Here is a 26,285-nt window from a genome sequence, read left to right as displayed (position 1 = left end):
TCGATCATCCCGCCATGATCGGCGACCAGCCGCTCTCGGGCGCGTAGTCGCTGCGGCAGACGCGGCCGTCGGGCAGCACGGCGAATACCATCACCGTGTCGCCCTGCGTGATGACGGTGGCCCCGCCGGCAGGGCTGACCGCCGTGTAAGGATCGATCGCCAGCCATGGCGTCCATTCGCCGCCCGGTACCAGCGGTCGGAAGGCGGCATGCAGCAGCCCGTCGGCGCTGACGGCAACCGTCACCAGCGTATCGTCGTGCAGCAGCGCGAGGCCCAGATGGCCTTCCGCGGCGAAGGCCGGCGCCGGGCCGATCGGCACCAGCGTCTCGAACAGCAGCGGCTGCAGACCGAAGCCGCAGCAGTAGAGCAACCCGTCGCTGCCGACGGCCACTACGGCGACGCCATCGAGCGTGCCGACGATGCCGGGTTTGACACCCGGTTCCATCGGCACGTCGCACTGCGCGGCCACCGATTCGCGCCAGAACGTGGTGGTGTTGCCCTCGGGAACGATGCCGGAAATCCAGCGCAGCGCGCCGCCGTCGTCGATGGCGACGACATCGACGGTGCGCGGCTTGCGCGACAGCATCACGGGACCGGGGGTACGGCGGTAGGTGCTGAACGCATCGAGTTGCACCGCGTCGGAGAAGTCGTGATTGCCCATGACGGTCGCGTCGTACTCCACCTCCACCAACTGTCCGCTCATCTGGATCGCCGCCACCGTCGTCAGCTCGTACAACGGATGGCAAGCCGCCACGTCGTAGCCGGGGGCGAGGCTGCCGAGTTCTGTCCGCTCCCTGGCGATATCGCCGGTATTGCCAAGCGTGTCCCAGTAGTAGTACCGCAAGGACCCGTCGACGCCGGTGATCAGGACCTCGAATACCGTACGCAGCAGCGGCGCGGTCTCGAGCGAGACCAACAGAGCAGGCTGACAATCGGACAGGTCGAACGGCTTGCTGTCCGGCTGGGGCAGTTCGGGCCCCGGGCCGAACAAGCGCGACCAGATCCGCAGGCTGAGGCGGTCGTCGGCGCCAAGCCCCACCAGCAGCGCGCTGTCGCCGGCGATGGCCGCCGCTGCTGGCGCGGGCAGAATGCGCGGCCAGCCCATATGCACGGCAATCTTGCGCAGGTCCGGCATGCCGCCGATATTGCCAGGCGGGTCGGACGCGGCCGGCGTGCAAAGGGAAGGGTTGCGAAGCAGATCGCGAATGGAAGTAGGGGAGAGGCACTGCCCATCCCTGGCGGCCTGCATGCCTTGAATCGCGCAAACCACGCCGGCGATCACCGCGGAGGCTGCGGACGTGCCGCCGAATTCGCGATAGGGATAGGGGGCATGATCGTACGGGGCACGCACGCCCGCGAACGCGGCGAAGCAGTCCACCCGCGTGCCGAACGTCGAACCGCGTTGCCATGGCTGATGCACCCCCGCGACGGGTGGATCCTGTGTGGCACCGCCGACCATGATCGCGAGCGAATCGCGGAAACCGGGATGGGCGGGATGGAAGTGGTTGCATTCGTGATGCATGTCCAGGTTTTCTCCAGTGTTTCCCGCCGGCTCGATCACCGTGATGCCAAAGAATCCCAGCAGCTGGAGTGTGGTCTGGACTTTCCTCGACAGCTCGACGGGCAGCCCGGGTTCGTTATCGCCGGCCCAGGGCCGCGCGCTGCCCAGTTCGATCAGCACGACGCCGCCGGGCCGCACTGCATCGCCGGCGACCGCAATGGCGGCATCCAGCCGATGTTGTCCGTCCTGCCGCATCGATGTCACGACATGCGCATGCGCCTGCGGGGCGATACCGACGATGCCGCCGCCGTTGTCGCCTGCGACCACGATGCCGAGGGCGGACGTGCCATGGTCGATGTCTTGCTGGTTAGGGGCACCAAACATCGAGAACGGCGTGATCGGTACGCTGGCCAGATCGATATGCTGCAGATTCCAGCCATGCTCCACATCGGCAAGCGGGATGCCGCGTCCCGCGCCACCGGGCACGCGCCATGCAAAGCATGCGTCGATGCCGACCGGTGCCGCGCGCAGCTGCTTCGAAGCCAGCGCATCCTCGTTGGTCCCGTAAGCGACGCGTGCGGCGGGATAGTTCTGTATCCGCGGCTCGGCCCATTCGACGAAGGGCAGCGCATACAGCAAACCCACCAGCGCCTCCAGCTGCGCCGCTTCGCATGGCACCTCGAACCAGGCGAACGGATCGGGCGGCTCGCCGCCCAGCATCCGCCCGGCATCGACCATATGGGCCAGCAAGCCAATCTGCTCGACGGGAAAGCCCGGATCGAGCCGCAGCCCGGGATAACTCGCGGCAAGCTCGTCCCACCACGGCTTGAGCTCGCCCAGATACTGCTCGGCGCCGCTCTCGTACGGCAGTACGAAGCCGTCGAACAGCTTCACGTCGACATAGGCCTCAGCCATCGCCGTCTCCCGGGGGCACCTCATCCTCCGCCATCACGTCGAAGCGCAGATGCGAGACCGGCGGTCCGGCCAGCGGCGTGCGGCTGCGCTCGACCCACAGCACCGGGCGGCCCTCGGTATCGCGCGCCAGGCGGGCACGGCGGCGCAACGATGCGCCGCTGCTGGCAATCGCCTCGGCAGCGATCTCGTGGCCGCGCCCGAAGCCGGGCCCCGACGGTCCGCCGATCAGCCGCGATGCCGGACCCGCCCGCACGCGCGGCAGCACGCCGCCGAGATCGGCCACCAGTCCCTGTTGCCAGTCGCCATGGATGCCGTCGGGGCCGGTACGCCGATACGGATGCCAGTGCGCGGGCAGGGTCGTCATCGGCAGATAGCGGAACCGCCGCGTACCGGTGCGCGTGGTCTCGCGCGCGGCGGCCTCGCTCGTATCGTCGGCCAGCAGCACGCGGCCATCGGCGCGCAGTTCCACCGCCCATGCCACGTTCGCGTCCTCGTCGATGCCGAGCGACACGTCGTCCAGCCACGGGCCCGCATGCGGCGCGACCGCGACTGGCCAGATCAGCAACGCGCCGGCTTCCATGCCGGTGGTGCGAAACAGCGACCAGCCGTGTTGCCCGTCCACCGGCGGCGGCGCCAGCGTCCAGATATCGCCGAAGCTGTCGTGCACCACGGTCTCGCGCAGCGTCACCAGCATGCCGGACGAAGGCGGTCGTTTCCCGTTCGTCGCGGGCGGTGGCTCGGGCACCGGGAACCAGAACCAGTCGTCGGCATGGGCTAGGGCCACATCGAGCAGCAGCGCGGTGCCCAGATGCGCGCGGTCCGGCGAGAAGGCGCCCAGGTCCACCGCCTGATCCTCGATCTGCCACCAGCGCGGATGCGGCGCGCCCGGGTAGGACAGCCGGCTGACCAGCAGTTGCCGCGACGAAGGCACGGGCGCGGCCGCGCCGGCGTCCGCGCGCAGCACCGTTCCGCCCGCGTCGGCGGAGTACCAGTCCACGTCGCCGCCATCGTGGTCGCGAATCTCCAGCGCGCGCGTCCCCGCGCTGAAGCGCGCATCGTGCGTCAGGCGGCGCGACGACCAGTTGTCGGCCGGTGGCGATGGCACCTCGTTCCACAGGGCATGGCCGGCGAGCAGTCCCGCGGTGAAGATCGCGCGCCCGTCCAGTTCGTCCGACAGCGCTTCGTAGGGCGCGGGCAGCGGACCGAGGCGCAAGGTCTGCAGGCGCTGCGGCGGCAGCGCAGGCAACAGCGGCGCGGCGGCACGCCCCAGGCGGATGCGCCGGCCGATGGTCCACCAGTCTCCGGGCTCGGCCTCGACCAGCGCTTCGGCCGGTATGCGCGCCGGATCGAGATCGGGGCGGCGCGGCGCATAGCGCAACGGCTCATGCGTGACGCTGACCGCCACCGAGACCGGGCTCGACACGTCTTCGCCCTGCAGTTCGCCGAGCTGCCATTGCCGCGTCAGGAACCAGACGGGATCGGCGACGCGCGCTCGCAGGCCGCGATGGAAGTCGGTCGGCGGGCTCAGCGGTTCGAGGCGGAAATGCAGGGACATGGCGGTCTCGATCGGTGGGAGCCATCGGCGGGCGTCGCGGGCCGGTGGGCGGCCTCAGGTCCAATGGCTCCAGAACATATCCGGCAAGGAGGACAGCGCAGCCGGTGTCGCGATCCGGCTGCCCGGCCGCGGACGGCAGGCGCGGGCGCGCGCCAGCTGCCGCGTCTCCAGCACCAGCGCCACCAGTTCCGCGTCGTTCAGCCGTTGGCTGGGGTCCGGCGGCACCGCCAGCAGCACCGCCTGCGGCGCGCGCGACTTCGGGCCGTTGAAGCCAAAGGCCGCGCTGGTCGTGTGCCGGGCCGAAGGGATCGCGTCCTGCCAGGCGTCCAGCCCGGCGATCGCGACCCGGGCCAGGCTGCCGGCCAGCGCGGCCGGGTCGGGTCCATACGCGACCACCACCGGTCCCGCCGGGCTCCACGGATTGCCCGAGCCATCGCCAGTCCGTACGGCGGCGCCCCAGGGCTGCGTCGCGGGATCGAGCTGCCAGGCTTCAAGGCTCGCCAGACGCGGGCGCACGGCGGCGACGATCTCGAGCCAATCCCGATCGGTGCGCGGGCGTCCTTCGTCGTCGCGCATCGCCGCGCGCAACGGGCCCACGGCCAGCGACGGCACCAGCGGCAGCACCGGCAGGCGAGGATGGCCAACCAGGGCACGGATCGATTGCCGCAGCCCGCGCAGGCCGCCCGCACCATCGGCGCCGCTTTCCGGCATAGCCGTCAGCCGTGCCTGCAGGCGGGCGAGCGCCTGGGCCAGCGGCTCGGCGTCGTCGGCCTGCACGGCACCCCAGGCGCGGCATTGTTGCAGCGACCATGTCACCGCGGCGGGGTCGTTCAGATCCAGCGCGGCGAGCGAAGCCAGCAGCGAGGTCAGCCGGTTTCGCAGCACGCCGAGCCGGCCCGCCAGGTCGGCCATCATCGCGTCACGCAGGGGCGAGCCGGGCGCAGCATCGTCGTCGCGGCCATCGATCGCACCGGGAATCGGTGGATCGCTGTCGCCGCCGCCAAGCAGCTCGGCCAGCCGCGTGGCGCGGGCCAGCTTGCCGGCGCCGGTGCCGGAGGCGAGGGGCAGCGACGCGTCGCGCTGGCCGCGAAGGCGCTGCGCCAGTTCCGCCGGCGACAGTGCGAGCGCCTCGATCGCATGCAGGCCGAGGTCGGCCAGACTTACCGCATCGGCTCCGACGGTCCAGGTCCAGCCGCTTGCCGGGCCCAACTCCCGGTCGAGCAGGCTCGCCAACGCGGGATCGGCGAGCACGGCCGGCGGCGCGCCTGTCTGGCCGCCTGCTTGCGCCGCATCGCCGGGCGGCAGCACCGCCCACGCCGATACGCGCACGCTGGTGGCCTGCCGCGGCGTGCGTATCGCGCGCAGTTCGGGCGGCGGCCCGAGGCCCGCCGCGGCCTCCATCGCCGCGTTGCCCAGGCCGCCATGGCCGCTGACCAGCGCATGGACGCCGTCCGCCACCAGCAGATCGGCATAGGTGTCGAGCGCCGCATCGCAGGTGGCCAGGGCTTCCCGCACGCCGGCCGGCAGCGCCGGTGGCGGCGGATCGCCCGCCTGATGCCGGAACAGCAGCCGCAGCACGCGCGCCCCGTCGCAGCATCGCGTGCCCGCATGCGTGTCGCGCATCGGGTAGTCCTCGCGCAGCTTGCGCACGGTGTCCCAGTCGCCGACGATGCGCTCGACCTCGAGGCCCAGCGCCTCGTAGGGATGCACGCCGAGCCGAACCCGCTCGGCAAGCCGCATGGCGGCGCGCACCTTGGCCGAATCGATGGCGATCCGCCAGCGCGCATCGCCGGGATGGCGGACCGCCGCATCGCGCAGCAGCGCGGCCGTCATCGCCTGCGTCTGCGACGGCGCGTGCAGCAGGCCGGCGGCGGTGGGACCGGGCGGCAGGCCATGGCCGGCAGTGGCGGCATCGTAGGGCGCCGGCGCATCGACCCAGCCGTAGACGCCGAGCCGCCACGGTGCCCGTGCGTTCTGCAGCTCGCGCAGGCGCGAACTGGCAAGGCCCGTGACCCACGGGTCGACGCGATGGCTGGCCGTGTCCAGCGCGGCCAGCACGCACCCGAAGACGCCGTCTGGGTCATCGGCATAGGCCTGCACCAGCGCCACCAACGCCTCGATGCCGCGCAGGCAACGCTTGGCGACGCGCTGCGCGCCGGCGTCCGGAGAGGCGAACAGATCGTCCAGTTGCGGCTGCGACGGCGTGCCCGGATAACCGCGCCGCACCAGCCTGACCAGCGCATCGGTGCCCGCCTGCATCGGCAAGGGCGCGTGCGGGTCGACGGGCTGGCCAGTTTCGATCGACTCACGCGCCTGGCCGACGCTCGCGCGCAGCAGGCACAGCGCTTCGAAGATCAGATGTCCCAGCAGGCCCAGCTTGTGGTCCCAGCGCTGCGGGAAGATCTCGCTGTCGTCCTCCAGCAGCAGGCGCAGCGTTTCCGGGTCGTCGCTGTCGGCTTCGGGCGTGCTGGCGGGCACAGGGGCCTGCTCCGAGAAGGCGCCCAGCGGCGATAGCGGCGTCTTGCGGCCGGCCAGGATCGAGGCCGTGTCGTCTTCCCACGCGCTCGGCTGGAGCGGCGGCATTGCGCGCATCGCCCGGATCGCTTTGACCACGGGCAAGGGCGAAACCAGCCGCACGGCCCAGCGGCGCGTGGGCGTATCCTCGCCCAGCAGTTCCGCCGCCCGCTGCGCGGAGGCGCCCACCACGGTGCCGGGGTAGACCGCGGCATCGGCGGCGGCCGCATCGCGCCACGGGCCGGCCCAAGCGCGGATCTGTCCCGCCGTGATGTGTTGGCCGGTCCAGCCGGCGAGTACGGTGGCCGGCAGCAGGCCGTAGGGCTGCGAGCCGACGCGAATCGCCGGATACGGGCCCTGCGGCGCCAGCCACGCCTGCGCCCATTCGGCCAGCCGCGCCTCCTGTTCGCCGGCGCCGACGACATCGCGCAGCGCATGCCCCCACAGCACCGGCCATAACGCATGCACGACCAACGGGTCGTATCCGCTTGCGGCAACGTCGCCCCCTTGCAGCTTGATCGGTACCGCATCCGGTCCGGCCAGCGCCTGCATCACGGCGGCCGAGGCGCTGTCCGCGGCTGGCGGCGCATCGTCGATGCCTTCCCATGCGGCCGGATCGGCGCGGGCATTGGATGCGACCTCGGCGGTGGCCTCGCCGTCCACCGTATTGGTCGGCGTGCCGGGCCGCAGCACCGACAGCCGCCCGCTGGCGGCGTGCATCGCGATCAGCGGTTCCGGCGAGACGTCGCCGATGCCAGCGACCACGATGGCGTCGAGCGCGGGCGGCTGCGCGCCGGCGGGAAAGGTGATTTCGATCGCCAGTTCGACGTCCATGGCGACCTCGAACGAGGTCCACCACGTTTGCGGCAGCTCGCCGGTGGCGGCAGGATTTTCGAAGGCGGCCAAGCCCAGTTGTTCGGCGATCCGTTCGCGCTTGGGACGCATCGTACCGGCCAGCGTGGGCGTTGCTGCCTGGCCGGCTTGGCCGGCTTGAACGAACCAGACGTGGATCGCGGGCGGCAGACCGAAGGGCTGGTGCGTGTCGGGCCAGGCCAACGGATCGCGCGGCTGCGCCATGCCGCGATCGGTGCTCGGGCTCGGATCGGCCACGATGGCAACGGTCCGTCGCAGCCATAGCGCCCGTTCGACGCCCAGCCGCGCGGCCAGCATGCGCCATTGCATGCCGGCATCGGCGGGGAACTGGCGCAGCACGTCGTCGTAGAGATCGAGCTCGGCCGGCGACGGGGCGATGGGCCGGCGCGCCATCGAGAATTCGTCGGGCCAGACGCGCAGCCGCAGCAGCCAGCCGGGCCGCGCACCGTCCGGCGCGTAGAAGCGCGTCTCGATCCGCAGCGGGGCCAGCACCTCGACGGCGCTCATGCCAGCTCCAGCTTGCCGATCATCACGCGAACCGGCCGGGCGAAGGTTTCGAGGGCGTAGGCGGCGCCATCGGCGACGCTGCCAATGGGCCGGTCCTGATCGTCGTGCCGGCTGTAGAAGCGGTAGCCGGCCGGCGGCTCTTCCAGTACGACCCAATAGTTGGCCAGATCCGCGGGCGCCACGTTGAACGCGAAGAACGCGACGTCGCGGCCGATCCTGCCGGGGAACGTCGGATACTGCTTGAGCGACTCGTCCAGTGGTTCGTCCGGGTCCGGCACGGACCAATCCGCCTCGGCCTTGTACAGATAGACCACCGTGTCGGGATAGCGGCGGAACAGCGGAGTCTTGAACAGCACGACCGCCTCGCTGGCGAGCGGCGTCGGCGTCAGCGCGGCGGCGCCCAGGGCCGCATCGGCGGGCCACTGGCGGATCGGATGGATATCGAACTGGCCGCCGGTACGCTGCCAGAACTTGCGTAGCGGCGACCAGCGTGGGGCGATCGGGACATTGCGCCAGCGCAGCTCGCCCAGCGCCTGATGATTGGCGCCGACCAGCACGCCCTCGACGAAGGCGGCGTGCGTGGCCAGCCCGACCACGCGGTCCTGTTGCAGGTCGCCGATGCCCGGCAGCATCCAGTCGGGCGCGGCCTCGTTGAGGAACTGCCACAGCGGCAGGTCCAGCTCGGGTTCGATTTCGACGGGGCCGATGTCGTCGATGCCGACAAGGGTGGCCAGCACGCGATCGGCCGCCGGCGGACGCGCGGCGAACGGATTGACGGCGTCCGCAACGCGTTGGCCCAGCGTGTCCAGGTCCACCGGCCGGCAACGCGGGCGGCTCCCCGCGAGCGTGTCGACCCATTGGGCGGTGGCCGGCTCGTCGATCCGCTGTCCGGGTTCCCGCACGGCCCGAATGACCTTATCCGGGTCGACGCGGCCATCGGCATCGGGCGTCAGCGCATCGAGCGCGGCGGCCAGGCGGTTCAGGTCCGTCGTGGTTTCGCTGTCCATCAGCATCCGGAATAGGTCATCGGCCTGGCGCTCGTCGTCGAACGCGCGCCGCACCGCGTCCTTCAGCAAGGGGGCGGCGTCACCGCGCGGCCGGTGCCAGATCGCATCGGGATCGTCGGGCGGCGCCGGACAGGCGGCGGCCGCGTCGAGCAGCACGCGATGGGCAATCACGCCATCGCGCGTCAGCACCGAGCGCGCAGGGCCCGGACGCAGCGCGCGCCGCGCGGCCGACGACCAGATCGCCGGCACCATGCCGGGCGTGCGTCCGGTCAACGCCGACGACACTGTCTGCTCGGCGTTGACTGGCATCCGGCCGAGCATGGCGCCGAGCACTGCGAGCTTGTCGACGGGGTCGGGCGGCATATGGCGGAACCACAGCGAGCGCGACACCTCGACGCCGAGCGCGACGTTGCCGATGCGCTCGCGTGCAATCGCCAGATCGCCCGCACGCGTGGCGGCGGCCTTGGCGATGCGGTCCTGCCACGCAATGGCGGCCCATGCGCCGAGACCGGCCGCGCCGCGATGGCGCGGATCGGTATGAAACTGCGCGCTCCATCCGGCCGCGGGGCTGGTGCCCGGCATCGTGAACGGCGCGTGGTAGCGCGGTGCGGTCAGCAGCCAGCGGCCCGGCGGCACCGGCGGCATTGCGGTCAGCGCGGCGGTTTCCGCGGCGAGCCAGGGCGCGAGGGGCTCGCCTGGTGCGCCGACCATGCTGACCCGTTGCAGCGCGCCGCCCATCGGCAGCGCGACCGTCGTGGGCTCGCCGGCGGCGGCGGGGCCTCGCCGCTGGTATCGCAGCTTCGCGCGGCCGAAGTCCTCCTTCAGCTCGCCGTCGACCGGCGTGCGCAGCCGCTTGGCGATGTCCCGGAAATCGCCGCCTTCGCCGGTACGGAAGCCCCAGCTGTCGTAGCAGGTCACGCGCACCGGCTGCCCGGCGGCGACGGGCCATGCATCGCGCAGCGTGCCGTCGGGCTCGACCACATACGCGGGTACCAGGCAGGCGACGTACGCCGTTTGCGCTTCGAGCTTCAGCGGACTCAGGATGCGGCTGTACCAGTCGCCGTCGACTTCATGCACATGAGCCCACTGGTGCGAGTCGCCGAGCGGATGGCCGGCTTGCGCCTGCGCGGACAGCGTAACGCGGCCATCGCCGCCGGGCACGACGTCGGTGGGCAGCCCCACCACCAGTACCAGCCATGGCCGGATCGCGGCGGGCAGCCCTGGATCGGGCGAATACCGCCACGGCAGGTCCAGCGTATCCGGGTGGCTGAATTCGACCAGCGCGCGCTTGGTGTTTTCCGCATCGGACGCGCCGGGCGGCGGGTAGCGCCGGGTGATCGTCCCGGGCGCCAGCCGTTGCACGTCGCCGGGGCCGAACAGCTCGTAGGGGGCGGGCGCCGTGATCGAGCGTGGCGTACCGCCGGTGACGATCTCTTCGAGCGTCAGCGTGGCGCCGGCCTGCAGGCGTCCCGCGACCACATTGCCGTTGGCGCCGTGGCGCAGCGCGGTGACCCGCCAGGAAAGGAACTTCGCCATGCTCAGACTCCGGACAGGTCGACCGGCGACAGCAGGTCGGCCATCGGCACCGCGCCCCCGGTACTGTTGTGGCGGGCAAAGGCATGCGCGGCGGTGGCGCTGGTGTAGCTCGCGAATTCCGTCGGCGGCACCGTGGTCCACACTTCGCGGGCCGCGTGGATCAGTTGCGCCGTGTTGCCGAGCGCGGGGGGACGATGGCTGGCCGCGACCAGATGCGCGATCGCCCTGAGGTCGGTGCGCTGGGCGATCCATTCGTCCTCGAGCCCGGGCAGGATCACGACCAGGTCGACTTTCCGGTCGTCGTTCTGCGCCGCGCTGTCGTGGGGCGGGCCGCCGCTCAACACCACGCCGGCATCGAGCACGTCGAACGGCGGACGGTTCAGCTGCTCGGCCTCGTTCAGGTTGCAGTAGTGGCCCGGCGCGAAGCGTTCGAGGACCGGCTCGCCCGGCGTCAACACACGCGCGCCCCCGCGTGCAGGCAGCGGCAGGCCGTCCACGCGGTCGATCGGCAGGCCCAGCGGCGCGCGCCGTTGCGACCATTGCAGCGCGCCGGTCGGCGGCACCGCGGCGATGCCTGGGCGCGTGGGGCGCGGGGCCAGCACCACCGCGGGATCGTCGATCGACGCGGCCCGCACATTGCCGGCACGGACGATCTCCTGCTGCAGGATCGTCAGCAGCTCGCCTGGGTTCGCGGCCATGTCGGCCGGGCCGCTGCCCAGCGAGAAGGTCTCGTCCCAGGAGACGTCGAACAGGAAGGTCTCGATGGTCAGCCGGCCGCGGATCACCAGCGGGCCGGGACCGGACACGGTGCCGTCGAGCCGCACGCCGCCGAAGCTGAAGCCGCCGGCGCGCACGTCGAATCCCGCGGACGCATTGGCGACGAAGGCGAACGGGCGGAACTGCACCAGCGCGTCGATCTGCAGGAAGCCATGCGCGGTCAGCCCCATCGAGAACGTGATATCGAACCGCCCGCCCAGCTGGATCGTGTTGGTCGTGAACGCCAGATAGCCTTCGGCGCGGATCGACAGCGGCCCGCCCAGCGTTTGCATCGACAGCCCGACGCGGCGCAAGGCCGGCAACTGCGCCGGCTCCGGGTTGAAGCCCGGATAGAAGCCACCGATCGACACCACCGCATACGCCTGGCTGCCCCAGTGCAGCCGCATCGCGGCATCGCCGTACACCGAGAAGACGCCGAGCACATGGCTGTCGACCAGGCTGGCGTCGAGCGATACCAGCGCCTGCGCCGGATCGACGATGCCCAGCAGGTCCAGCCGCAACTGCACCAAGCCAGGCACGCCGGGAATGCCGGCACGCGCGACGCCGAGCAGCACGACCTTGCCGCTCGGGACCTCGGCCACCAGGCCGAGATCGAGCGACAGGAAGCTGCCCGCGCCGGCCGATAGCCACGCGAGCCGCAAGGTCGGCGCGACCAGATGGCTGCCGCGGAACGCGGGAAAGAAGCGTTGCAGCGCCTCGATCGCAAGGCTCGGGTTCGCCGGCGGGCGCGTGGCCAGCAGCGTGTCGGCCGCCGCGCCGGACCGCACGGCCAGCGCCAGCGCATCGGTATCGGCGCGACGGTGCACGCCGACCAGGCCGCCGACGCGGTCCAGCGAGAAGCCGAACGACAGCTGGATCGGCGGGACGAACGACACGCCCATCAGCGCCAGAAACGATGGCACGCCGTCGGGCATGCGCTCTAGCACGGCCGACGCGCTGACCGACACGGGTCCGAGCGGAACGTTCAGCGCGCCGCCGAACCCGGTCGCCGAAGGCAGCCGCACGATCGCGCCGCCGCCGGGCAGGCCGCCGCCGAACGGCGAGGGCAGCGAGACCGCAATGCCGGACGGTTGCCGGGGTCCGACGGCGAACGGCGGCAACGTGGTGCCGTCCGGCAGCCTGGGCTGCAGTACCAGCGCGGACGAGGACAGCGCCAGCTTCAGCGGGCCGAGCGGCAGTTCGCCATTGAGGCCGTGGGGGCTGTCCCAGTTCAGCGCGCGCACCAGGTCCTGCAGGCCCGGGATATCGGGCAAGCCTTCGAGCAGATACCGGTTCAGATGGGCCGCGAGCCTGTTGCGCGCGGCGGTCCATGCATCGACCGCCGCGGTCCAGGCGGCCGCCGACGGCGCCTGCTGCGCGAACTGGTCCAGCTGCTGTGCGGCGGCCTGCAGCGCATCCAGATCCGCGGAGGGAGCCGCCGGGCCGAGCGTGCGCCGCAGGCTGTGCCCCAATTCCACCGCGTACCGGATGACTTCGCTGCTGGCCATGCGTCGTGCCCTGGCGGACTGCGTCGATCGAGGACCGCCCGATCAGGCCGGGCGAGCAGGCGGTCCGTGCGATCCGGGTGGGGCAGTGCCGCGTGTTGCCGCGCGGCACCCCCGATGCCTCACACGATGGAAGGACAGGGACGTCTTATCTGAGGCGACAGCAACGGGGGACGCAAATGAATTCTGTGCAGGTCTGATTCTCGCGCGGTTTTATTCGTATCAGCGCTGAAACAGTGCGAGGGCGCGGGGGTATTTACGCCGTAGCGATCGAGACCGCGTTACCGGCGAGCCGCGTGCCGCCGCTCCCGCCAGATCAACGCGCCATAGACGAGTCCCGCTGCAACGCTGGTCTGCCCGCTGTAATGGACCAGGCCGAGCGCCCAGCCGCGGTGCGTGACCAGCAACCACAACGCGAGCAGCAGGCCCAGCCAGCCGGCCGCGCGCAGCAGCCGCGTGCGCGGCCGTGGCAGCAAAGCGGCAAAGATCGCTTGCTGATGGCGCTCCATCGCGAGCGCCAGCGCGCCGAAGGCGGCCAGGCACAACAGGAAGGCGAGCAGGTCCATCATGCGCCGTCCTCCGACAGCGTGGCGGTGGCCGTGGTGGTGACGGACCTCGCGCGCGTCCTTGGGGCGGGCCTGCTCTTCGGCCGATGACGCGCGGTCCGCACCGCCAGCATCGCGTGCAGTGCGGCGAAGGCCCAGATCATCAGATCGAAGCCGGCAAACACCCAGTCGCCGTCGGCGACGCTGCGCCACAGGCCCCTGTCGGTGGTCAGCGCATTGACCACGGGCAGCAGCGCCAGCAGCGCGGCGCCCAGCCACAGCAGTTCAATCCACGCCTTGCGCGCCGGACGCAGCAGCGCGTACAGCAGCGTCGCCGCCCACGCGATGAAGAACAGGTGGATCTCCGATGCGGCTCGGGCTGCGAGCTCGGCCGGCAGCAGGCGATTGCCCCACAGCATCGCCGTCATCGCGATCGACAGGCCGGCGATCGCCGCGATATTGAGCCGCTCGACCAGCCAGAAGCCGAAATACGGCCGCTCCGGATTCGGCAGCTTCTGGCGACGCTTGACGGTCCACATCACCAGCCCGGTGCCGACCATCGCCGTGCCGGCCAGGCTGACGATGAAGTAGAGCCAGCGCAGTTGCAGATCGCTGAATCGCCCCAGGTGCAGCGCATACATGACGCCGCGCACCTCGGCCGCCGGGCCGACGCTGTCGCGCGCCTCGAGCAGCTTGCCGGTGGTCCCGTTGAACACCAGGTACTGCGGGCTCATCGACACGCGCGCGGCCTCGCCGCGCAACACGGTGACGCGGGCCGAGGCATCGCCGGCATGGGCGATCGTGACGCGGCTGATGTTGTGCTGGCCCCAGCGCGCCTGCGCCAGGCGCACCATGTCGTCGATCGGGGCGAGCCGGGCCGGCACGCCGCTGGGCTTGACGGGCGGCGGGGACGCATTCATTTGCGCGGTCAGCTGTTGCCGCTCGGCCGGCGTCTTGAATGCCGCCTGCTGGCCCCACGGCATATACATCGCCATCAGCGTCACCAGGCCGGTATAGGTGATCATCAGGTGGAAGGGCAGGCCGAACACCGACAGCGCGTTATGCGCATCGAGCCAGGAGCGCTGGCCCTTGCCCCAGCGGAAGGTAAAGAAGTCGACGAAGATCTTCTTGTGGGTGATTACGCCGCTGACGATCGCCACCAGCATGAACATCGCGCAGAAGCCCGCGAGCCAGCGCCCCCACAGCACCGGCATGTAGTGGAACTGGAAGTGGAAGCGATAGAAGAACTCGCCGCCGTTGGTATCGCGCGCCGCGACCTTCTGGCCGGTGGCCGGATCGAAGGTGCCGCTGTCGAAGGCGCGCTTGCCGGACGGCGCGCCCGGCGTGCGCCAGAACGCGCTGACGACGTTGTGCCGGTCCGTGGGCATCTCCATGCCCCACAGCGGGCTGCCGGCGGCCACGGTCCCCAGCGTGTCGGCAACGCGCTGGGCCACCACCGCGGGATCGGGCACCTCGAGCTGATGGGCTAGTTCCGGCCGCATCCACTGCGAGATCTCGTCCTTGAAATAGCTGACCGTCCCGGTCAGGAACATCGCGTACAGAATCCAACCGACCAGCAGTCCGGCCCAGGTATGCAGGTCGGACATGGTCTGGCGGATACCGCGGCCCTGGGCGGCTTTGTTGTTGGGGGCCTTCGCGGTAGACGTCACGATGCACTCCCTACGGCGCCGGCATACCAGGCGGCCAGCAGCAACGGGGCGGCCGCCACCAGCAGGCCGGCCCACGCGCGCCCCGCGCTGCGTACCGCGAACACCCAGATCACGGCGCCCGCGTAGATGGCGAAACTGGCCAGCATGCCGGTCAGCACGGCCTGCGGTTTGCTGATTGGCAGCGCCAGCGCGGCGACGCTGGCCAGCGCCGCCAGCGCATAGCCGCCCAGCACCGCGGCGACGATGCGCGAAACGAGCGAGCCGATCTTCAGGGCTCGGGGCACGGCGGCTTGCATTTAGTGGCTGGCCTTCTTGGACGGTGCAGGAATGGCCGGCACGGCGGGCAGGCCGTCGGGTTTGACGTAGGTCAGCGTGCTGACATAGTCGACGCGATGGTATCGCTCGGGGCCGCCCTGGCCCTGGCGCTCGCCCGGGGTTTCGTCCTGGTGGCTGACCTCGGCGACATAGACCCCTTGCCACGGCATGTCGAAGGCGACCTTGCCTTGCTCGTCGGTCTGCTTTTCCTTGGCCCATCCCGACTGCGTGACCAGCGCGACCTTGGCCTTGGGCAGCGGCTTGCCGCTGAAAAAGACCTGCAGCTCGCCGGCCTTGCCCGCCGGCACCACGTCCAGCACCAGCTTCGGCGCCTGTGGCGCCAGCTCGGTCACCAGCCGCGCGGCGGGGAAATACCAGCCGGTCAGCTGCTGGTCGCCGCGCTTGAACGGATACAGCGGGTAGTGGGGCGCCTGGGCCACGATCGCGTCGCCGGCCTTGGCCCGGAAGGGCAGGGCATAGCCGTCGCCGGTCTTGACGCCGTCGGCGGCCCGCTCTTCCTTGGACGACAGCAGCGCGGCGCTCGGCACGCCCAGCTTGTCCAGCGTGCCCGGCGAGACCTCGCGCAGGTTCTCGGCGAACTCGCCGAAGCGGACGCTGGCGTTCTGGCCCGGCGCCTGTTCGATCCAGATCTGGTGCGACTGCGCCGCGGTGGCGAAGGCCATCAGCGCGAAGGCAAGCGATGCGGTAGGTTTCATGGAATCGTCCTTGGATAGTCCTGGATAGCCGTTAGAAGTCGAATTGCGCCGATAGCATCAGCGTGCGAGGGGCCGCCACGGTGACATAGGTGCCGCTGGCCAGCCAGTAGTTGTCGTTGAACAGGTTCAGCACATTGGCGCGCAGCACCACCGGCGTGCTGCCGATGCGGGTCCGGTAGCGGGCGCCGATATCGTAGCGGGTATAGCTGGGCAGGCTCAGCGTATTGGCCGCGTTGAAGTACATCGACGAGGTATGCAGCACGCGGCCGGACAGGCTCAGGCCCTGCACCCACGGCGTATCCCAGTCGACGCCCAGGTTGAAGGTGCGCTTGGGCACGTTGTTGGCGTCCTTGCCGTCGTTGACGCCGCCGGCGGTACGGGTCAGCTTGGCGTCGAAGAAGGTCGCGCTGGCCATCAGCCGCAGGCCGCGCATCACTTCGCCGTAGGCCGACAGTTCCAGGCCGCGGTTGCGCTGTTCGCCGTCGAAGCTGTAGATGTTGGTGGCGGGATCGGTGACGGCGCTCGGGCGTTCGATCTGGAACACCGAGACGGTGGTGGTGACGCGGCGGCTCCAGTCGACCTTGACGCCGGCCTCGTACTGCCGGGACTTGTACGGCGCGAAGACCTCGCCCGCGTTCTCGGTGCCGGCCGGCGCGACGCCGCCGCGCGTCAGGCCCGCGGTGTAGTTGCCGTAGACCGACACGTTGGACAGCGGCTTGATCACGATGCCGGCGAGCGGCGAGACCGCGCTGTCGTCGTACTTGCCCGACTGCACGCCAGCCGTGAAATTTTCCAGCGCCACGCGCTGGTGGCGCAGGCCGCCGGTGATTAGCACGCGATCGTCGGCGAAGGACAGCGTATCGGTCAGCGAGAAGCTGGTCAGTTCGGTTTCGGAGGCGCGCTGCGGTTCGTCACGGGTGCCGCGCACCGGCGGAATCGGCACGGGGTTGTAGATGCTGGACGGCACGCCGTCGCTGAGCGGATTCGCCCGATAGAAGTTGCCGGCCTCCTGATTGAGCCGCGTCGCGCTGAACGTAACGGTATGGCCGACGTTCCAGGTTGCAAAGCTTGCGCGCGCGCCGACCTCGGCGGTGCGCGTCTTGCTGTACGCGTCGTACCAGGCGTTGTTGACGGTGAAATTGCCCAGGGCATCGACTCGTCCCGACGGGAAGTCCTGATACGTCGATCCCTCGTGATAGCCCGCCGCGCCCCATACCATCAGGTTAGGCGCGAGGTCGTATTCGACCCGGCTCATCACGGCCGTGTCGTGCAGGTTCAGCTTGGTGCCGGGGTAGAAATTCCGGTGACCGGACGGCGCCTCGGGAATCGACGTGACGCCGGCCAGGAAGCCGATCTGCGGCCGGAAGTTGTCGATGCCCTCGTGCTGGCTGTAGGCATCGAGCGACCAGCGCAGCTTGCGGCCGCGATAGTCGAGCCCGATTGCGCCGACCGTCTGTTCGGCGCGGCCATCGTCCAGCGTCGTCTTGCCGTTCTGGTAGGCGCCGTTGAAGCGCACGCCCCATTCCTTGTTGTCGCCGAAGCGGCGGCCGATGTCCGCCTGCACGCCGAGCTGCGACTTGCTCTGGAAGGTGCCGGTCAGGCGGGTCAGCGGCTCGTCGCCGGCACGCTTGGTGACCACGTTGATCGCGCCGCCGATGCTGCCGTTCGGGCCGATGCCGTACATCAGCGTGCCCGGGCCCTTGAGCACCTCGACGCGCTCCATCATCAGCGCCGGCATCCGGCTCGCGGAGGCCATGCCATAGAGGCCGTTCAAGCCAACGTCGCCGCTTGACACGGTGTAGCCGCGGATCTGGAAGTCCTCGCCGAAGCCGCCGCTCGAGGTCAGCGTGCGCACCGAGGCCTCGCCGACGACCACGTCGGCCAGCGTGCGGGCTTGCGTGTCCTGCAGCATCTCGGCCGTGTAGTTGGTGGTGCTGAACGGCACGTCCATCACGTCGGCCATGCCCAATACGCCGAGGCCGCCCCCGCGCGCGACCTGGCCGCCCGCATAGGGCGCGGGCAGCCCGCCGTCGTTGGCGGAGGCGACCACGGTGGCCGTCGGCAGCGTCGCGACGCCGTCGCCGGCCTGCGCAGACCGCGGCGCGCCAGTGACGACGTAGGTGCCGTTCGCCTGCTCGACCGCCGCCAGCCCCGAACTGGCCAGCAGCGTGTCCAGCCCGCGGCGAACCGTGTAGTCGCCCTTCAGGCCGCCGCTGCTGCGGCCGGCGGTCAGTTCCGGCTTGAACGACAGCATGATGCCGGCCTCGCGGCCGAAGCGGCTGAGCGCGTATTCGAGCGTGCCGGCCGGGATGTCATAGCTGCGGCTGGCCGCGGCCGGCTGTGCGTGGGCGATGGCCGGCAAGGACAGCGCCGGCAGCACCACGGCGGCGCCGCATGCGATCTGCCGCGCCGCGCGGGCCAGCAGCTTGCGCCGGAATCGGTGAGTGGGCTGGCGCGTCGGCGCCGTGACGTGGACCCGGAGGGAAGCCATGATCTGACCTTTCTGAAGGAGGAGAAGTTGGAGTGCTCACCTCCATGACCCGCGAAAAACCAAAACGGATCAGCTCGCGGCAAATTTTTTTCAGATCTCCGGTAATGGGTCGGCCGGCAATTCTGCGTCGTCCCCGCGAAGGCGGGGACCCAGTGGCTTGCCAGGACGCTGGATTCCCGCTTTCGCGGGAATGACGTGGTGGGTTTTCGGGCATCGTCGGCATCGGGTCGCTACGCGGCAGGCTTGGGGGTCAGCCGGATCTCGCGCCTTCCCCACAGCCGTGTCACCACTTCGGTGCGCACATCCAGCGTCGTGCCCAACGCGCTCAACACCTTGCCGATGTCGTCGACCGGGAACGAGCCGGACACGCGCAGGCCCGCCAGCGCCGGGTCGCACGACAATGCGTCGTTGCTGTAGCGGCCCAGTTCCACCAGGAAATCGTCCAGCCGCATGCTGCGGGCGACGATGAACCCTTCGGCCCACGACGCGCCGGCGGTCTCGGCCGGGGCAGGGGACGTGATGCCGTCCGCGGTGTAGCTGGCGCGATAGCCGGCCGGCAGCACGATCGAGCGGCCATCATTGCCTCTGCCATTGGGGCGGATTTCGACCTTGCCCTCGAAGACGCTGACGTCGGTATCGTCGCCGCGCTGGCGCACGACATAGCGCGTGCCGAGCGCCTGCGCCGTGCCCTGCGCGGTTTCGACGAGGAAGGGCCGGGATGGCGATGCATCGTCCTTCGCCGTGGCGATCAGGATTTCACCGGCCAGCAGCCTGACGCGCCGTTGGACCGCATCGAATTCGATATCGACCGCGCTGGCGGTGTTCAACCACAGCTGCGTGCCGTCCGGCAGCATCACCACGCGCCGTTCCCCGACCGCGGTGCGATGGTCCGCGGCCCATTGGCGCCACGCTGTTTGGTCACGCGCGCTCCAGGCCAGTCCACCGGCGAACAGCGACAGCGCCAGCACCTTGATCGCGCGCCGTCGCCTGGTCGGTCCTGGGGATCCCGGCGGGGCGAGCGCGGCCCGCGCGAATTCGGCGGTCACCGGCGAGGACAGCGGCCGCAGCCGGTCCTTGACCGATTCGATCCGCTGCCAGGCCCGTTCGTGATCCGGATGCGCGGCGCGCCAGCGCTGCAAGGCCTCGACGACCTCGGGCGCCACGTCCTCGCCCTGCAGCTCGAGCAGCCATTCCAGCGCGCGCTCGGCCACGTCGGCCGGGATATTGGCCGCATCGGCGGTGGTCTGGTACCAGGTGGAGGCCAAGGCGGCGATATCCGGGTGGATGCGGTCGTTATCCGACGAACGACAGGTCGGCGAAGAAGCATCGCTGCAGCGCCTTGACGACATAGCGCTTGACCGTCGGAATCGAGATGCCCAGCGCCTGCGCGACCTGGCCGTGCGTCTGCCCGTCGAGCTGGGACAGCAGGAAGGCTTCCTTGACGATCCGCGGCAGCCCGTCGAGCAGGCAATCGAGCTCGAACAGGGTCTCGAGCAGGATCGCCCGTTCCTCCGGCGACAGTTCGGCGCGGCTTGGCGCCTGCGCCAGGGCTTCCAGATAGGCGCGTTCGAGCTTCTCGCGCCGCCAGTGGTTGGACACCAGGCGCTGCGCGACGGTGGTCAGGTAGGCGCGGGGCTCGTCCAGCCGGCTCGGTACACGGTCGCTGTTCAGCAGCCGCACGAAGGTGTCGTGCGCCAGGTCACCGGCCTGCTCGGCGCTGCCCAGGCGCCGGTGCAGCCAGCCCTTGAGCCATAGATGGTGGTCGCAATACAGCGACTCGATGCTCGTGGGTGGCAGGCAGACCGGCGTAGGCATGTTGCAGCAGGAGATTCCGCTCGACCGCCGCTCCGGCGGGGCGGAGGCGGACACGGCAGAGCGGAAGGCGGAATGGCAAGGAAAGGTGACGAAAACAGAATGATGCAAATAGTAATCATTATTAATAACAGAGTTAAACGAAATCTGTCAAGGCAGCATCGGGGCCAGCCGCAAGGACGGCGTGCGCGTCGTCCGCCGTCCGCCTGTTGCCACATTTCTGCCATGCCGCCGCCATAGTCGGCCGCGACAATGTTCGGCTTCTCCCCCAGCAAAGGAGCAGACCCGTGTCCTCACTCCAATCCAGGTTGACCAGGCTGGCGGCCCTGGCGACGGTTGCCGTGCTGGCTGCCTGCGGTTCCGATGACGACGGCGCGGGCAATCCCGGTCCGGGCACGCCGCCGCCGGCCGCGGTCGCGCCGGGCACCCGGGCCACGCTGGCCTTGCTGGAGACCGCCGATCTGCACAGCAACGTGCGCAGCTACGACTATTTCAAGCTGGCCGAAGACCAGACCATGGGCTTCGAGCGCGTCTCGACGCTGATCAAGCAGGCGCGCGCCGAATTCCCCAACACGATGCTGCTGGACAACGGCGACACGATCCAGGGCACCGCACTGGCCGATTACCAGGCGCAGGTCAGCCCGCTGTCGTGCGGCGATACGCTGGCGATGTACAAGGTGATGAACGCAGCCAGGTTCGATGGCGGCGGTATCGGCAATCACGAGTTCAACTACGGCTTGCCGTTCCTGAACCAGGTCACCGGCAACCGCTTCAACGTCGATGGGCTGCCCGAGCCGGCGGCGCAGACCGCTTGCGCCGGCCCGACGTTTCCGCAGGTGCTGGCCAACGTCTACAGCGTCAAGTCGAAGGCGCCGCTGTTCCAGCCCTACACGATCATCACGCGGCAGTTGAGCGCCACGGCGCCCGACGGCAAGGCCGTGACGGTGCCCGTCAAGGTCGGCATCATCGGCTTCGCGCCGCCGGCGATCATGACCTGGGACAAGCGCTGGCTCGACGGCAAGGTCTACACGGTCGGCGCCAGGGAAGCCGCCGAGCAATACATCCCGGAAATGCGCGCCAAGGGCGCCGACCTGGTGGTGGTGATCTCGCATGGCGGCCTCGATGCGTCGACGTATTCGCCCAACATGGAGAACGCGAGCTGGCATCTGTCCAAGGTGCCCGGCGTCGATGCGATGCTGATCGGGCATTCGCACCAGATTTTCCCCGACGCCACCAGCACCGTGGCGCAATTCAACCTGCCGGGCGTCGACAAGGCCAAGGGGCTGGTCAACGGCGTGCCGACGGTAATGGCGAACTACTGGGGCAAGCACCTTGGCGTGATCAAGCTCGAACTGGCCCATGACGGCACGCGCTGGACGGTCGACAAGAACGCGACCACGGTGCAGGCGCGCTCGATCCAGAAGGCCGACAAGAGCTATGTCGAGGCCGACCCCGAGGTCGCCGCCGCGATCGAAGCCGAGCACCAGGCCACCATCGCCTACGTGAAGACGCCGATCGGCACCACCGACTACCGGATGAACAGCTACTTTGCTGACGTTGGGGATCCGGGCGCGATCCAGATCGTCAACCAGGCGCAGGCCGCCTACGTCAAGGACTACATCGCCGCCAACCTGCCGGAGCTGGCATCGCTGCCGGTGCTGTCGGTGTCGGCGCCGTTCAAGAGCGGTTTCGGCGGGGGCAGCGACTACACCGACGTGCAGGCCGGCAACCTGGCCATCAACAACGCCGCCGATCTCTACCTGTATCCGAACACGGTCTACGCGGTGAAGGTCAACGGCGACGAGCTGAAGGCCTGGCTCGAGACCGCGGCGCGCCGCTTCAACCAGATCAGCACCACGGCCACCACCGAGCAGAAGCTGATCAGCAGCTTTCCGGGCTACAACTTCGATATGTTCACCAGCGCGGACCTGAGCTACGAGATCGACGTAACGCAGCCGGTCGGCAGCCGCATCCGCAATCTCAGCTACCTCGGCGCGCCGGTGACCGCCAGCCAGCAGTTCATCGTCGCCACCAACAACTACCGCGCCAGCGGCGGCGGCAACTTCCCGGGGCTGGACGGCAGCAAGACCGTCTACGCCTCGCCCGATGCGAACCGCGACGTGCTGATTGCCTACATCAAGAAGATCGGCACCATCACCCGTGCCGCCAACGGCTCGGCACGCAGCTGGCGTTTCACCAAGGTCGCGACCGCGGGCAAGGTGGTGTTCAGTTCCGCGCCGGGGCAGCTGCCGCAGGCGCAGGCCGCCGGTCTCACCAACATCACGCTGGAGAGCGCCGACGACGGCTCCGGCAAGAACCTGGCGAAATATGCGATCGACCTCGACAGCTGAGTGGCCGGGCGGCGGCAAGCGCTTCGCGTGGCGCCGGCTGCGTCCGTTGCCGGTCATCGGCACGATGGCGGTATTGCTGGCCGCTGCATGCGTCGCCGGTGCGGCGCTTTGGCGCCACCATGCCGCGCACCACGACGACGCGCGCCGGATGCAGCTGGCGCAATGGCAGACCTTGGCCACGGCGGCCGGCGACGTTGACGCGCTGGCCGCGCTGCGTGCCGCGGCCGAGCGCGGCGAGACCGCCGCGCAGACCGCGCTGGGCGAAGCGCTGGGGTCGCGGCCAAATGCCGCCGAGCGAGAACAGGCACGCCAGTGGCTGCAGCGCGCGGCGGCGACGGGCGACGCGCGTGCCAATTTCGTGCTCGGCAAGGCCGCGTTCCTTGGCGGTGCTGGCCGCGACGGCGGCGCGGCGATAAACGGCAAGCCCGACCATCAGGCGGCCTGGCGGCATCTGCGCGCCGCGGCAGAGGCGGGCCATGTCGGCGCGGCCTACTACCTCGGCCTGCTCCATCGCGGCGGTTACGGTGCGCAGCCGAACCCCGGGGAAGCGGCGCGCTGGTTCACGGTGGCGGCCGAGGGCGGGGTGGCGCAGGCGATGTTCATGCTGGCCAACGCCTATCGCGAGGGCAGCGGGGTAGCGCGCGACGACGCCAAGGCCGTGGCCTGGTACGAAGCTGCCGCGGAGCGCGATCATCCGGAATCGATCCAGGCACTGGCCATCGCCTACCGCCATGGCGAGCTGGGCCTCGATCCCGACGAGCGCAACTTCCGCTTCCACCTGGTCGAGACGGCGCACGCGCTCAAGCATCCGGCCCTCGAGCCCTGAAATCGCCCCGGATTGAACACCTGCCCAGTCGATCGGGTTCGCCGCTCCCGCCGCGCGACTAGGCTGGGCTGGCCGGCGGCTTGCTGCTGCCCTTGAGCAGTGTCCGGGAGAGCGCCAGGATATTGGCCTCGGCCGCATCCTTGCGCCAGATCAGCCGGGTCACCATGCGGCCTGATTTGGCGGGCAGCGGATGCAGGCTCAGCCGGGCTCGCTCGCTGTAGATGCCGACGATGCTGCGCGGTACCAGCGCAACGCCCATGCCGACCGCCACGCAGCCCAGGATCAGGTGATAGGAGCCGACTTCGACGACGCGCCGCGGCCGCGTCCGCGAGCGGGCGAACCAGTCCTCGAGGCAGCGGCGATGCGGACAGCCCCGCGGAAAGGCCAGGATCGTCTTCGAGGGGATGTCCTTGGGCGAGGCGATCGGCGGATGGCCGGCGCCGGCCACGATGACCAGTTCTTCCTCGTAGATCGGCATCGCGTTCAAGCGCTTGTCGGAGACCGGGTCGGTGGTCAGCGCCGCATCGAGCCGGCCATCGATGACCAGTTGCGCCAGCTCGGCCGGATCGCCCGACGACAGTTCCAGCGCGACGTCCGGATACATCTCGTGGAACAGGCCCAGCGGCGCAGGCAGGCGAACCGCCGCCGTGCTCTCCATCGCGCCGAGCCGCAGCGTGCCGCTGGGCCTGTCGTTGCGGGTGGCCTCGGCCGCTTCGTCGGCCAGATCGAGCAGCCGTTCCGCATAGTCCATCAGCACCTTGCCCGCCGGCGACAGCGCCAGCTTGCGTCCGTCGCGATGGAACAGCGTCACGCCGAGCTTGTCTTCCAGCTGCTGGATGCGGACGGTGATGCTCGATTGCGCACGATGCAGGGATTCCGCGGCCTTGTTGATACCGCCGGCCTGCACGACGGCGGCGAAGGTCTTCAGGTCCGACAACTCCAGCATATCGATTTCTCCGAATGATCCGTTCGGGATAATTCATTTTACGCGATGGACAGTCGATCATACAGTTTCGGTAAGGCAACTGCATCGACGAGGCTCAACGGATGACCGCATCGCGTTTCGCAATCCCGAACGGCATGGCCGCCGCAGCGGCCGGCGTGTCCGCCAACGTCGTGTTTGGCGCGTCGTCGCTGTACTGGCGGCTGCTGGCGAGCATTGCACCGATGACGCTGGTCGGCTATCGCATCTTCATTTCGCTGGCGACGTTGCTGGCCATCCTGTGGCTGACGGGGCGGCTGCGGGCCCTGCGCGGCAAGCTGGCGCCGCGCGTTCTGGCGCTGCATGTCGCCGCATCGTGCCTGGTGGTGGTCAACTGGAGCGTCTTCATCTGGAGTTCGATCTACGGCTACGTCGTCGAGACGGGGCTCGGCTATCTGACGGCGCCGTGCATCTCGATCGCGGCCGGGATCATCGTGTTTCGCGAGAAGGTGGACAAGCTCGTCGGCGGCGCGCTGCTGGTCATCGCGGCCGCGATCGCACTGCTGTTGTGGCGCAGCGGCGAACTGCAGCACTGGCTATACCTGACCGCCGCGATCAGCTGGGGTGGCTATGCCTGCCTGAAGAAGTTCACGCCGCTGGACGCGGTCAGCGGCCTGCTGATGGAGACGGCGTTCCTGTCGATCGGCTGCGGCCTGGCACTGATGTTCTCGGACATGACGCTTGCCCTGCCGGCGGATATGTCGAAGCCGCATCTGGCCGCGCTGGCCATGGCCGGGCTGGTGTCGGCGGTTCCGCTGATGTTGTTTTCCTATGCGGCCAACCACCTGTCGCTGTCGATCAGCGGCCTGCTGCAATTCATCCTGCCGACCACGCAGTTCGTCGTGGCGACGTTCGTCTACCGGCAGCCGGTATCGGCCAATACCGTGATCGCGCTGGCAATGATCTGGCTGGCGCTGATGGCCATCGCGATCCGGCCGCTGCTGTCGGGACGCCGCCCCGCGAGCGCGGGGCGGCCGTGACGATACGCTACTTCTGGTATGCCGGCACCACGAAGCCGGCAAAGCGCTGCTGCGTCACGGCCTTGAACGAGGCGGAGCGGTAGGCATCCCGGATATCGGCAACGAAGGGCTTGTTCAGATCGCTCGTTTTGACGGCCACGAGATTCATGTAGTAGTCGGGGATCTTTTCCAGCGCCAGTGCCGAGGTCAGCTTCAGCCCGGAGGCCAGCGCGAAGTTGCCGTTGACGAAGGCATAGTCGACATCGTCGAGCGAGCGGGGCAGTTGCGCCGCTTCGAGCTGCACCAGCTTGAGCTTGTGCGGATTGCCGGCGATGTCCCGCTCCGATGCACGGACCGCGTCCGTACCGGGCTTCAGCGTGATCCAGCCGATCTGCTGCAGGATCGCGATGGCGCGCGCCAGATTGGTCGGGTCGTTGGGCAGCGAGACGGTCGCGCCCGGCTTCACGTCGCTCAGCGCCTTGTGCTTGCGGCTGTAGATGCCGATCGGTGCCGTCGGCACGTGGATTACCTCGGACAGCTGCAACTTGCGGTCGGCCGAAAAGGTCTTCAGATAGACCGAGTGCTGGAAGGCATTGGCATCGAGCGCCCCGTCCGCCAGCGCCAGGTTCGGCTGCACGTAGTCACTGAATTCGACGATGGTCACCTTGTAGCCTCGGCCTTCCAGGATCGGCTTGATGCCGTAGCGGATCTGGTCGGCATAGGGGCCGGCGGTCGCACCGAAGCGGATTTCCTTCTTGTCAGGGTCCGCGGCACTGACGGACTGCATGGCGCCGGCCGCCAGCAGAAGGGCGGCCAGTATCCGGACTCGGCTTGCGACTCGCATCGAATTCTCCCGTTGGTTCTCGATTCTGTTCTGCGACTGGTTCTGCTGCGGCGCGGTTGCGCCGGGGAACATGCCGGCCCATTGTAGGGACGGGCGAGACGGGAG

17 protein-coding genes are annotated in these 26,285 nt (G+C 69.6%); 3 read left to right on the top strand and 14 right to left on the bottom strand.

The window, feature by feature from the left end; all coding sequences use genetic code 11:
- Positions 1-4 precede the first annotated feature (4 nt).
- The 12 genes from LRR16_RS06620 to LRR16_RS06565 form a co-directional block, all read right to left on the bottom strand.
- Positions 5-2,416: a S8 family serine peptidase gene (locus LRR16_RS06620; protein WP_232205250.1), complete on the bottom strand. Its 2,412-nt coding sequence runs from the start codon at positions 2,414-2,416 to the stop codon at positions 5-7.
- Entirely contained in the window at positions 2,409-3,971 is a 1,563-nt protein-coding gene (locus LRR16_RS06615; protein WP_232205249.1) for a hypothetical protein, read from the bottom strand. The genes LRR16_RS06620 and LRR16_RS06615 overlap by 8 nt, the downstream gene beginning before the upstream one ends.
- A 54-nt stretch (positions 3,972-4,025) precedes the next feature.
- Positions 4,026-7,865: a hypothetical protein gene (locus LRR16_RS06610; RefSeq protein ID WP_232205248.1), complete on the bottom strand. Its 3,840-nt coding sequence runs from the start codon at positions 7,863-7,865 to the stop codon at positions 4,026-4,028.
- Positions 7,862-10,408, bottom strand: a complete 2,547-nt coding sequence (locus LRR16_RS06605; protein WP_232205247.1) for a hypothetical protein — start codon at positions 10,406-10,408, stop codon at positions 7,862-7,864. The genes LRR16_RS06610 and LRR16_RS06605 overlap by 4 nt, the downstream gene beginning before the upstream one ends.
- Before the next feature lie 2 nt (positions 10,409-10,410).
- Positions 10,411-12,672, bottom strand: a complete 2,262-nt coding sequence (locus LRR16_RS06600; RefSeq protein WP_232205246.1) for a DUF6603 domain-containing protein — start codon at positions 12,670-12,672, stop codon at positions 10,411-10,413.
- A gap of 278 nt (positions 12,673-12,950) precedes the next feature.
- Positions 12,951-13,238, bottom strand: coding sequence for a DUF3325 family protein (locus LRR16_RS06595; RefSeq protein ID WP_064575348.1), 288 nt, complete (start codon positions 13,236-13,238; stop codon positions 12,951-12,953).
- Positions 13,235-14,884: a PepSY-associated TM helix domain-containing protein gene (locus LRR16_RS06590; protein ID WP_232205245.1), complete on the bottom strand. Its 1,650-nt coding sequence runs from the start codon at positions 14,882-14,884 to the stop codon at positions 13,235-13,237. The genes LRR16_RS06595 and LRR16_RS06590 overlap by 4 nt, the downstream gene beginning before the upstream one ends.
- Positions 14,881-15,180: a DUF3649 domain-containing protein gene (locus LRR16_RS06585; protein ID WP_006578879.1), complete on the bottom strand. Its 300-nt coding sequence runs from the start codon at positions 15,178-15,180 to the stop codon at positions 14,881-14,883. Before LRR16_RS06585 ends, LRR16_RS06590 begins: the two co-directional genes overlap by 4 nt.
- Positions 15,181-15,915 (bottom strand): DUF4198 domain-containing protein, encoded by a 735-nt coding sequence (locus tag LRR16_RS06580; RefSeq protein ID WP_232205244.1) that lies wholly within the window; start codon positions 15,913-15,915, stop codon positions 15,181-15,183.
- Positions 15,916-15,946: 31 nt separating this feature from the next.
- The gene (locus tag LRR16_RS06575; RefSeq protein ID WP_232205243.1) at positions 15,947-18,406 is read right to left on the bottom strand and encodes a TonB-dependent receptor; all 2,460 of its coding nucleotides are present in this window, start codon (positions 18,404-18,406) and stop codon (positions 15,947-15,949) included.
- A 230-nt stretch (positions 18,407-18,636) separates the two neighbouring features.
- Positions 18,637-19,671, bottom strand: coding sequence for a FecR domain-containing protein (locus tag LRR16_RS06570; protein ID WP_232205242.1), 1,035 nt, complete (start codon positions 19,669-19,671; stop codon positions 18,637-18,639).
- 28 nt (positions 19,672-19,699) lie between these two features.
- Positions 19,700-20,221: a sigma-70 family RNA polymerase sigma factor gene (locus tag LRR16_RS06565; RefSeq protein WP_232205241.1), complete on the bottom strand. Its 522-nt coding sequence runs from the start codon at positions 20,219-20,221 to the stop codon at positions 19,700-19,702.
- A 284-nt stretch (positions 20,222-20,505) separates the two neighbouring features.
- Between LRR16_RS06565 and LRR16_RS06560 the strand changes: the two genes are divergently transcribed.
- Positions 20,506-22,569: a bifunctional 2',3'-cyclic-nucleotide 2'-phosphodiesterase/3'-nucleotidase gene (locus LRR16_RS06560; RefSeq protein ID WP_232205240.1), complete on the top strand. Its 2,064-nt coding sequence runs from the start codon at positions 20,506-20,508 to the stop codon at positions 22,567-22,569.
- Entirely contained in the window at positions 22,547-23,395 is an 849-nt protein-coding gene (locus LRR16_RS06555) for a tetratricopeptide repeat protein (RefSeq protein ID WP_232205239.1), read from the top strand. Before LRR16_RS06560 ends, LRR16_RS06555 begins: the two co-directional genes overlap by 23 nt.
- A 58-nt stretch (positions 23,396-23,453) precedes the next feature.
- On the opposite strand, the gene LRR16_RS06550 is transcribed toward LRR16_RS06555, so the two are convergent.
- The gene (locus tag LRR16_RS06550) at positions 23,454-24,341 is read right to left on the bottom strand and encodes a LysR family transcriptional regulator (RefSeq protein ID WP_232205238.1); all 888 of its coding nucleotides are present in this window, start codon (positions 24,339-24,341) and stop codon (positions 23,454-23,456) included.
- Positions 24,342-24,442: 101 nt separating this feature from the next.
- Between LRR16_RS06550 and LRR16_RS06545 the strand changes: the two genes are divergently transcribed.
- The gene (locus LRR16_RS06545; RefSeq protein WP_232205237.1) at positions 24,443-25,357 is read left to right on the top strand and encodes an EamA family transporter; all 915 of its coding nucleotides are present in this window, start codon (positions 24,443-24,445) and stop codon (positions 25,355-25,357) included.
- A 7-nt stretch (positions 25,358-25,364) separates the two neighbouring features.
- On the opposite strand, the gene LRR16_RS06540 is transcribed toward LRR16_RS06545, so the two are convergent.
- A complete protein-coding gene (locus LRR16_RS06540) occupies positions 25,365-26,180 on the bottom strand; it encodes a MetQ/NlpA family ABC transporter substrate-binding protein (RefSeq protein ID WP_232205236.1) in 816 nt (271 codons plus the stop codon).
- Positions 26,181-26,285: the final 105 nt, after the last annotated feature.

This window comes from Cupriavidus sp. UGS-1, from assembly GCF_021213615.1.
Classification (GTDB): Bacteria; Pseudomonadota; Gammaproteobacteria; order Burkholderiales; family Burkholderiaceae; genus Cupriavidus.
This window is presented reverse-complemented; position numbering and strand designations above follow the sequence as displayed.

What these genes read in the sequence shown, in the direction of transcription:
- LRR16_RS06610 (WP_232205248.1), bottom strand. Translation starts at nt 7,865, where the DNA reads ATGAGCGCCGTCGAGGTGCTGGCCCCGCTGCGGATCGAGACGCGCTTC.
- LRR16_RS06575 (WP_232205243.1), bottom strand. Translation starts at nt 18,406, where the DNA reads ATGGCTTCCCTCCGGGTCCACGTCACGGCGCCGACGCGCCAGCCCACT.
- LRR16_RS06540 (WP_232205236.1), bottom strand. Translation starts at nt 26,180, where the DNA reads ATGCGAGTCGCAAGCCGAGTCCGGATACTGGCCGCCCTTCTGCTGGCG.
- LRR16_RS06615 (WP_232205249.1), bottom strand. Translation starts at nt 3,971, where the DNA reads ATGTCCCTGCATTTCCGCCTCGAACCGCTGAGCCCGCCGACCGACTTC.
- LRR16_RS06585 (WP_006578879.1), bottom strand. Translation starts at nt 15,180, where the DNA reads ATGCAAGCCGCCGTGCCCCGAGCCCTGAAGATCGGCTCGCTCGTTTCG.
- LRR16_RS06565 (WP_232205241.1), bottom strand. Translation starts at nt 20,221, where the DNA reads ATGCCTACGCCGGTCTGCCTGCCACCCACGAGCATCGAGTCGCTGTAT.
- LRR16_RS06595 (WP_064575348.1), bottom strand. Translation starts at nt 13,238, where the DNA reads ATGATGGACCTGCTCGCCTTCCTGTTGTGCCTGGCCGCCTTCGGCGCG.
- LRR16_RS06550 (WP_232205238.1), bottom strand. Translation starts at nt 24,341, where the DNA reads ATGCTGGAGTTGTCGGACCTGAAGACCTTCGCCGCCGTCGTGCAGGCC.
- LRR16_RS06545 (WP_232205237.1), top strand. Translation starts at nt 24,443, where the DNA reads ATGACCGCATCGCGTTTCGCAATCCCGAACGGCATGGCCGCCGCAGCG.
- LRR16_RS06605 (WP_232205247.1), bottom strand. Translation starts at nt 10,408, where the DNA reads ATGGCGAAGTTCCTTTCCTGGCGGGTCACCGCGCTGCGCCACGGCGCC.
- LRR16_RS06580 (WP_232205244.1), bottom strand. Translation starts at nt 15,915, where the DNA reads ATGAAACCTACCGCATCGCTTGCCTTCGCGCTGATGGCCTTCGCCACC.
- LRR16_RS06555 (WP_232205239.1), top strand. Translation starts at nt 22,547, where the DNA reads ATGCGATCGACCTCGACAGCTGAGTGGCCGGGCGGCGGCAAGCGCTTC.
- LRR16_RS06600 (WP_232205246.1), bottom strand. Translation starts at nt 12,672, where the DNA reads ATGGCCAGCAGCGAAGTCATCCGGTACGCGGTGGAATTGGGGCACAGC.
- LRR16_RS06620 (WP_232205250.1), bottom strand. Translation starts at nt 2,416, where the DNA reads ATGGCTGAGGCCTATGTCGACGTGAAGCTGTTCGACGGCTTCGTACTG.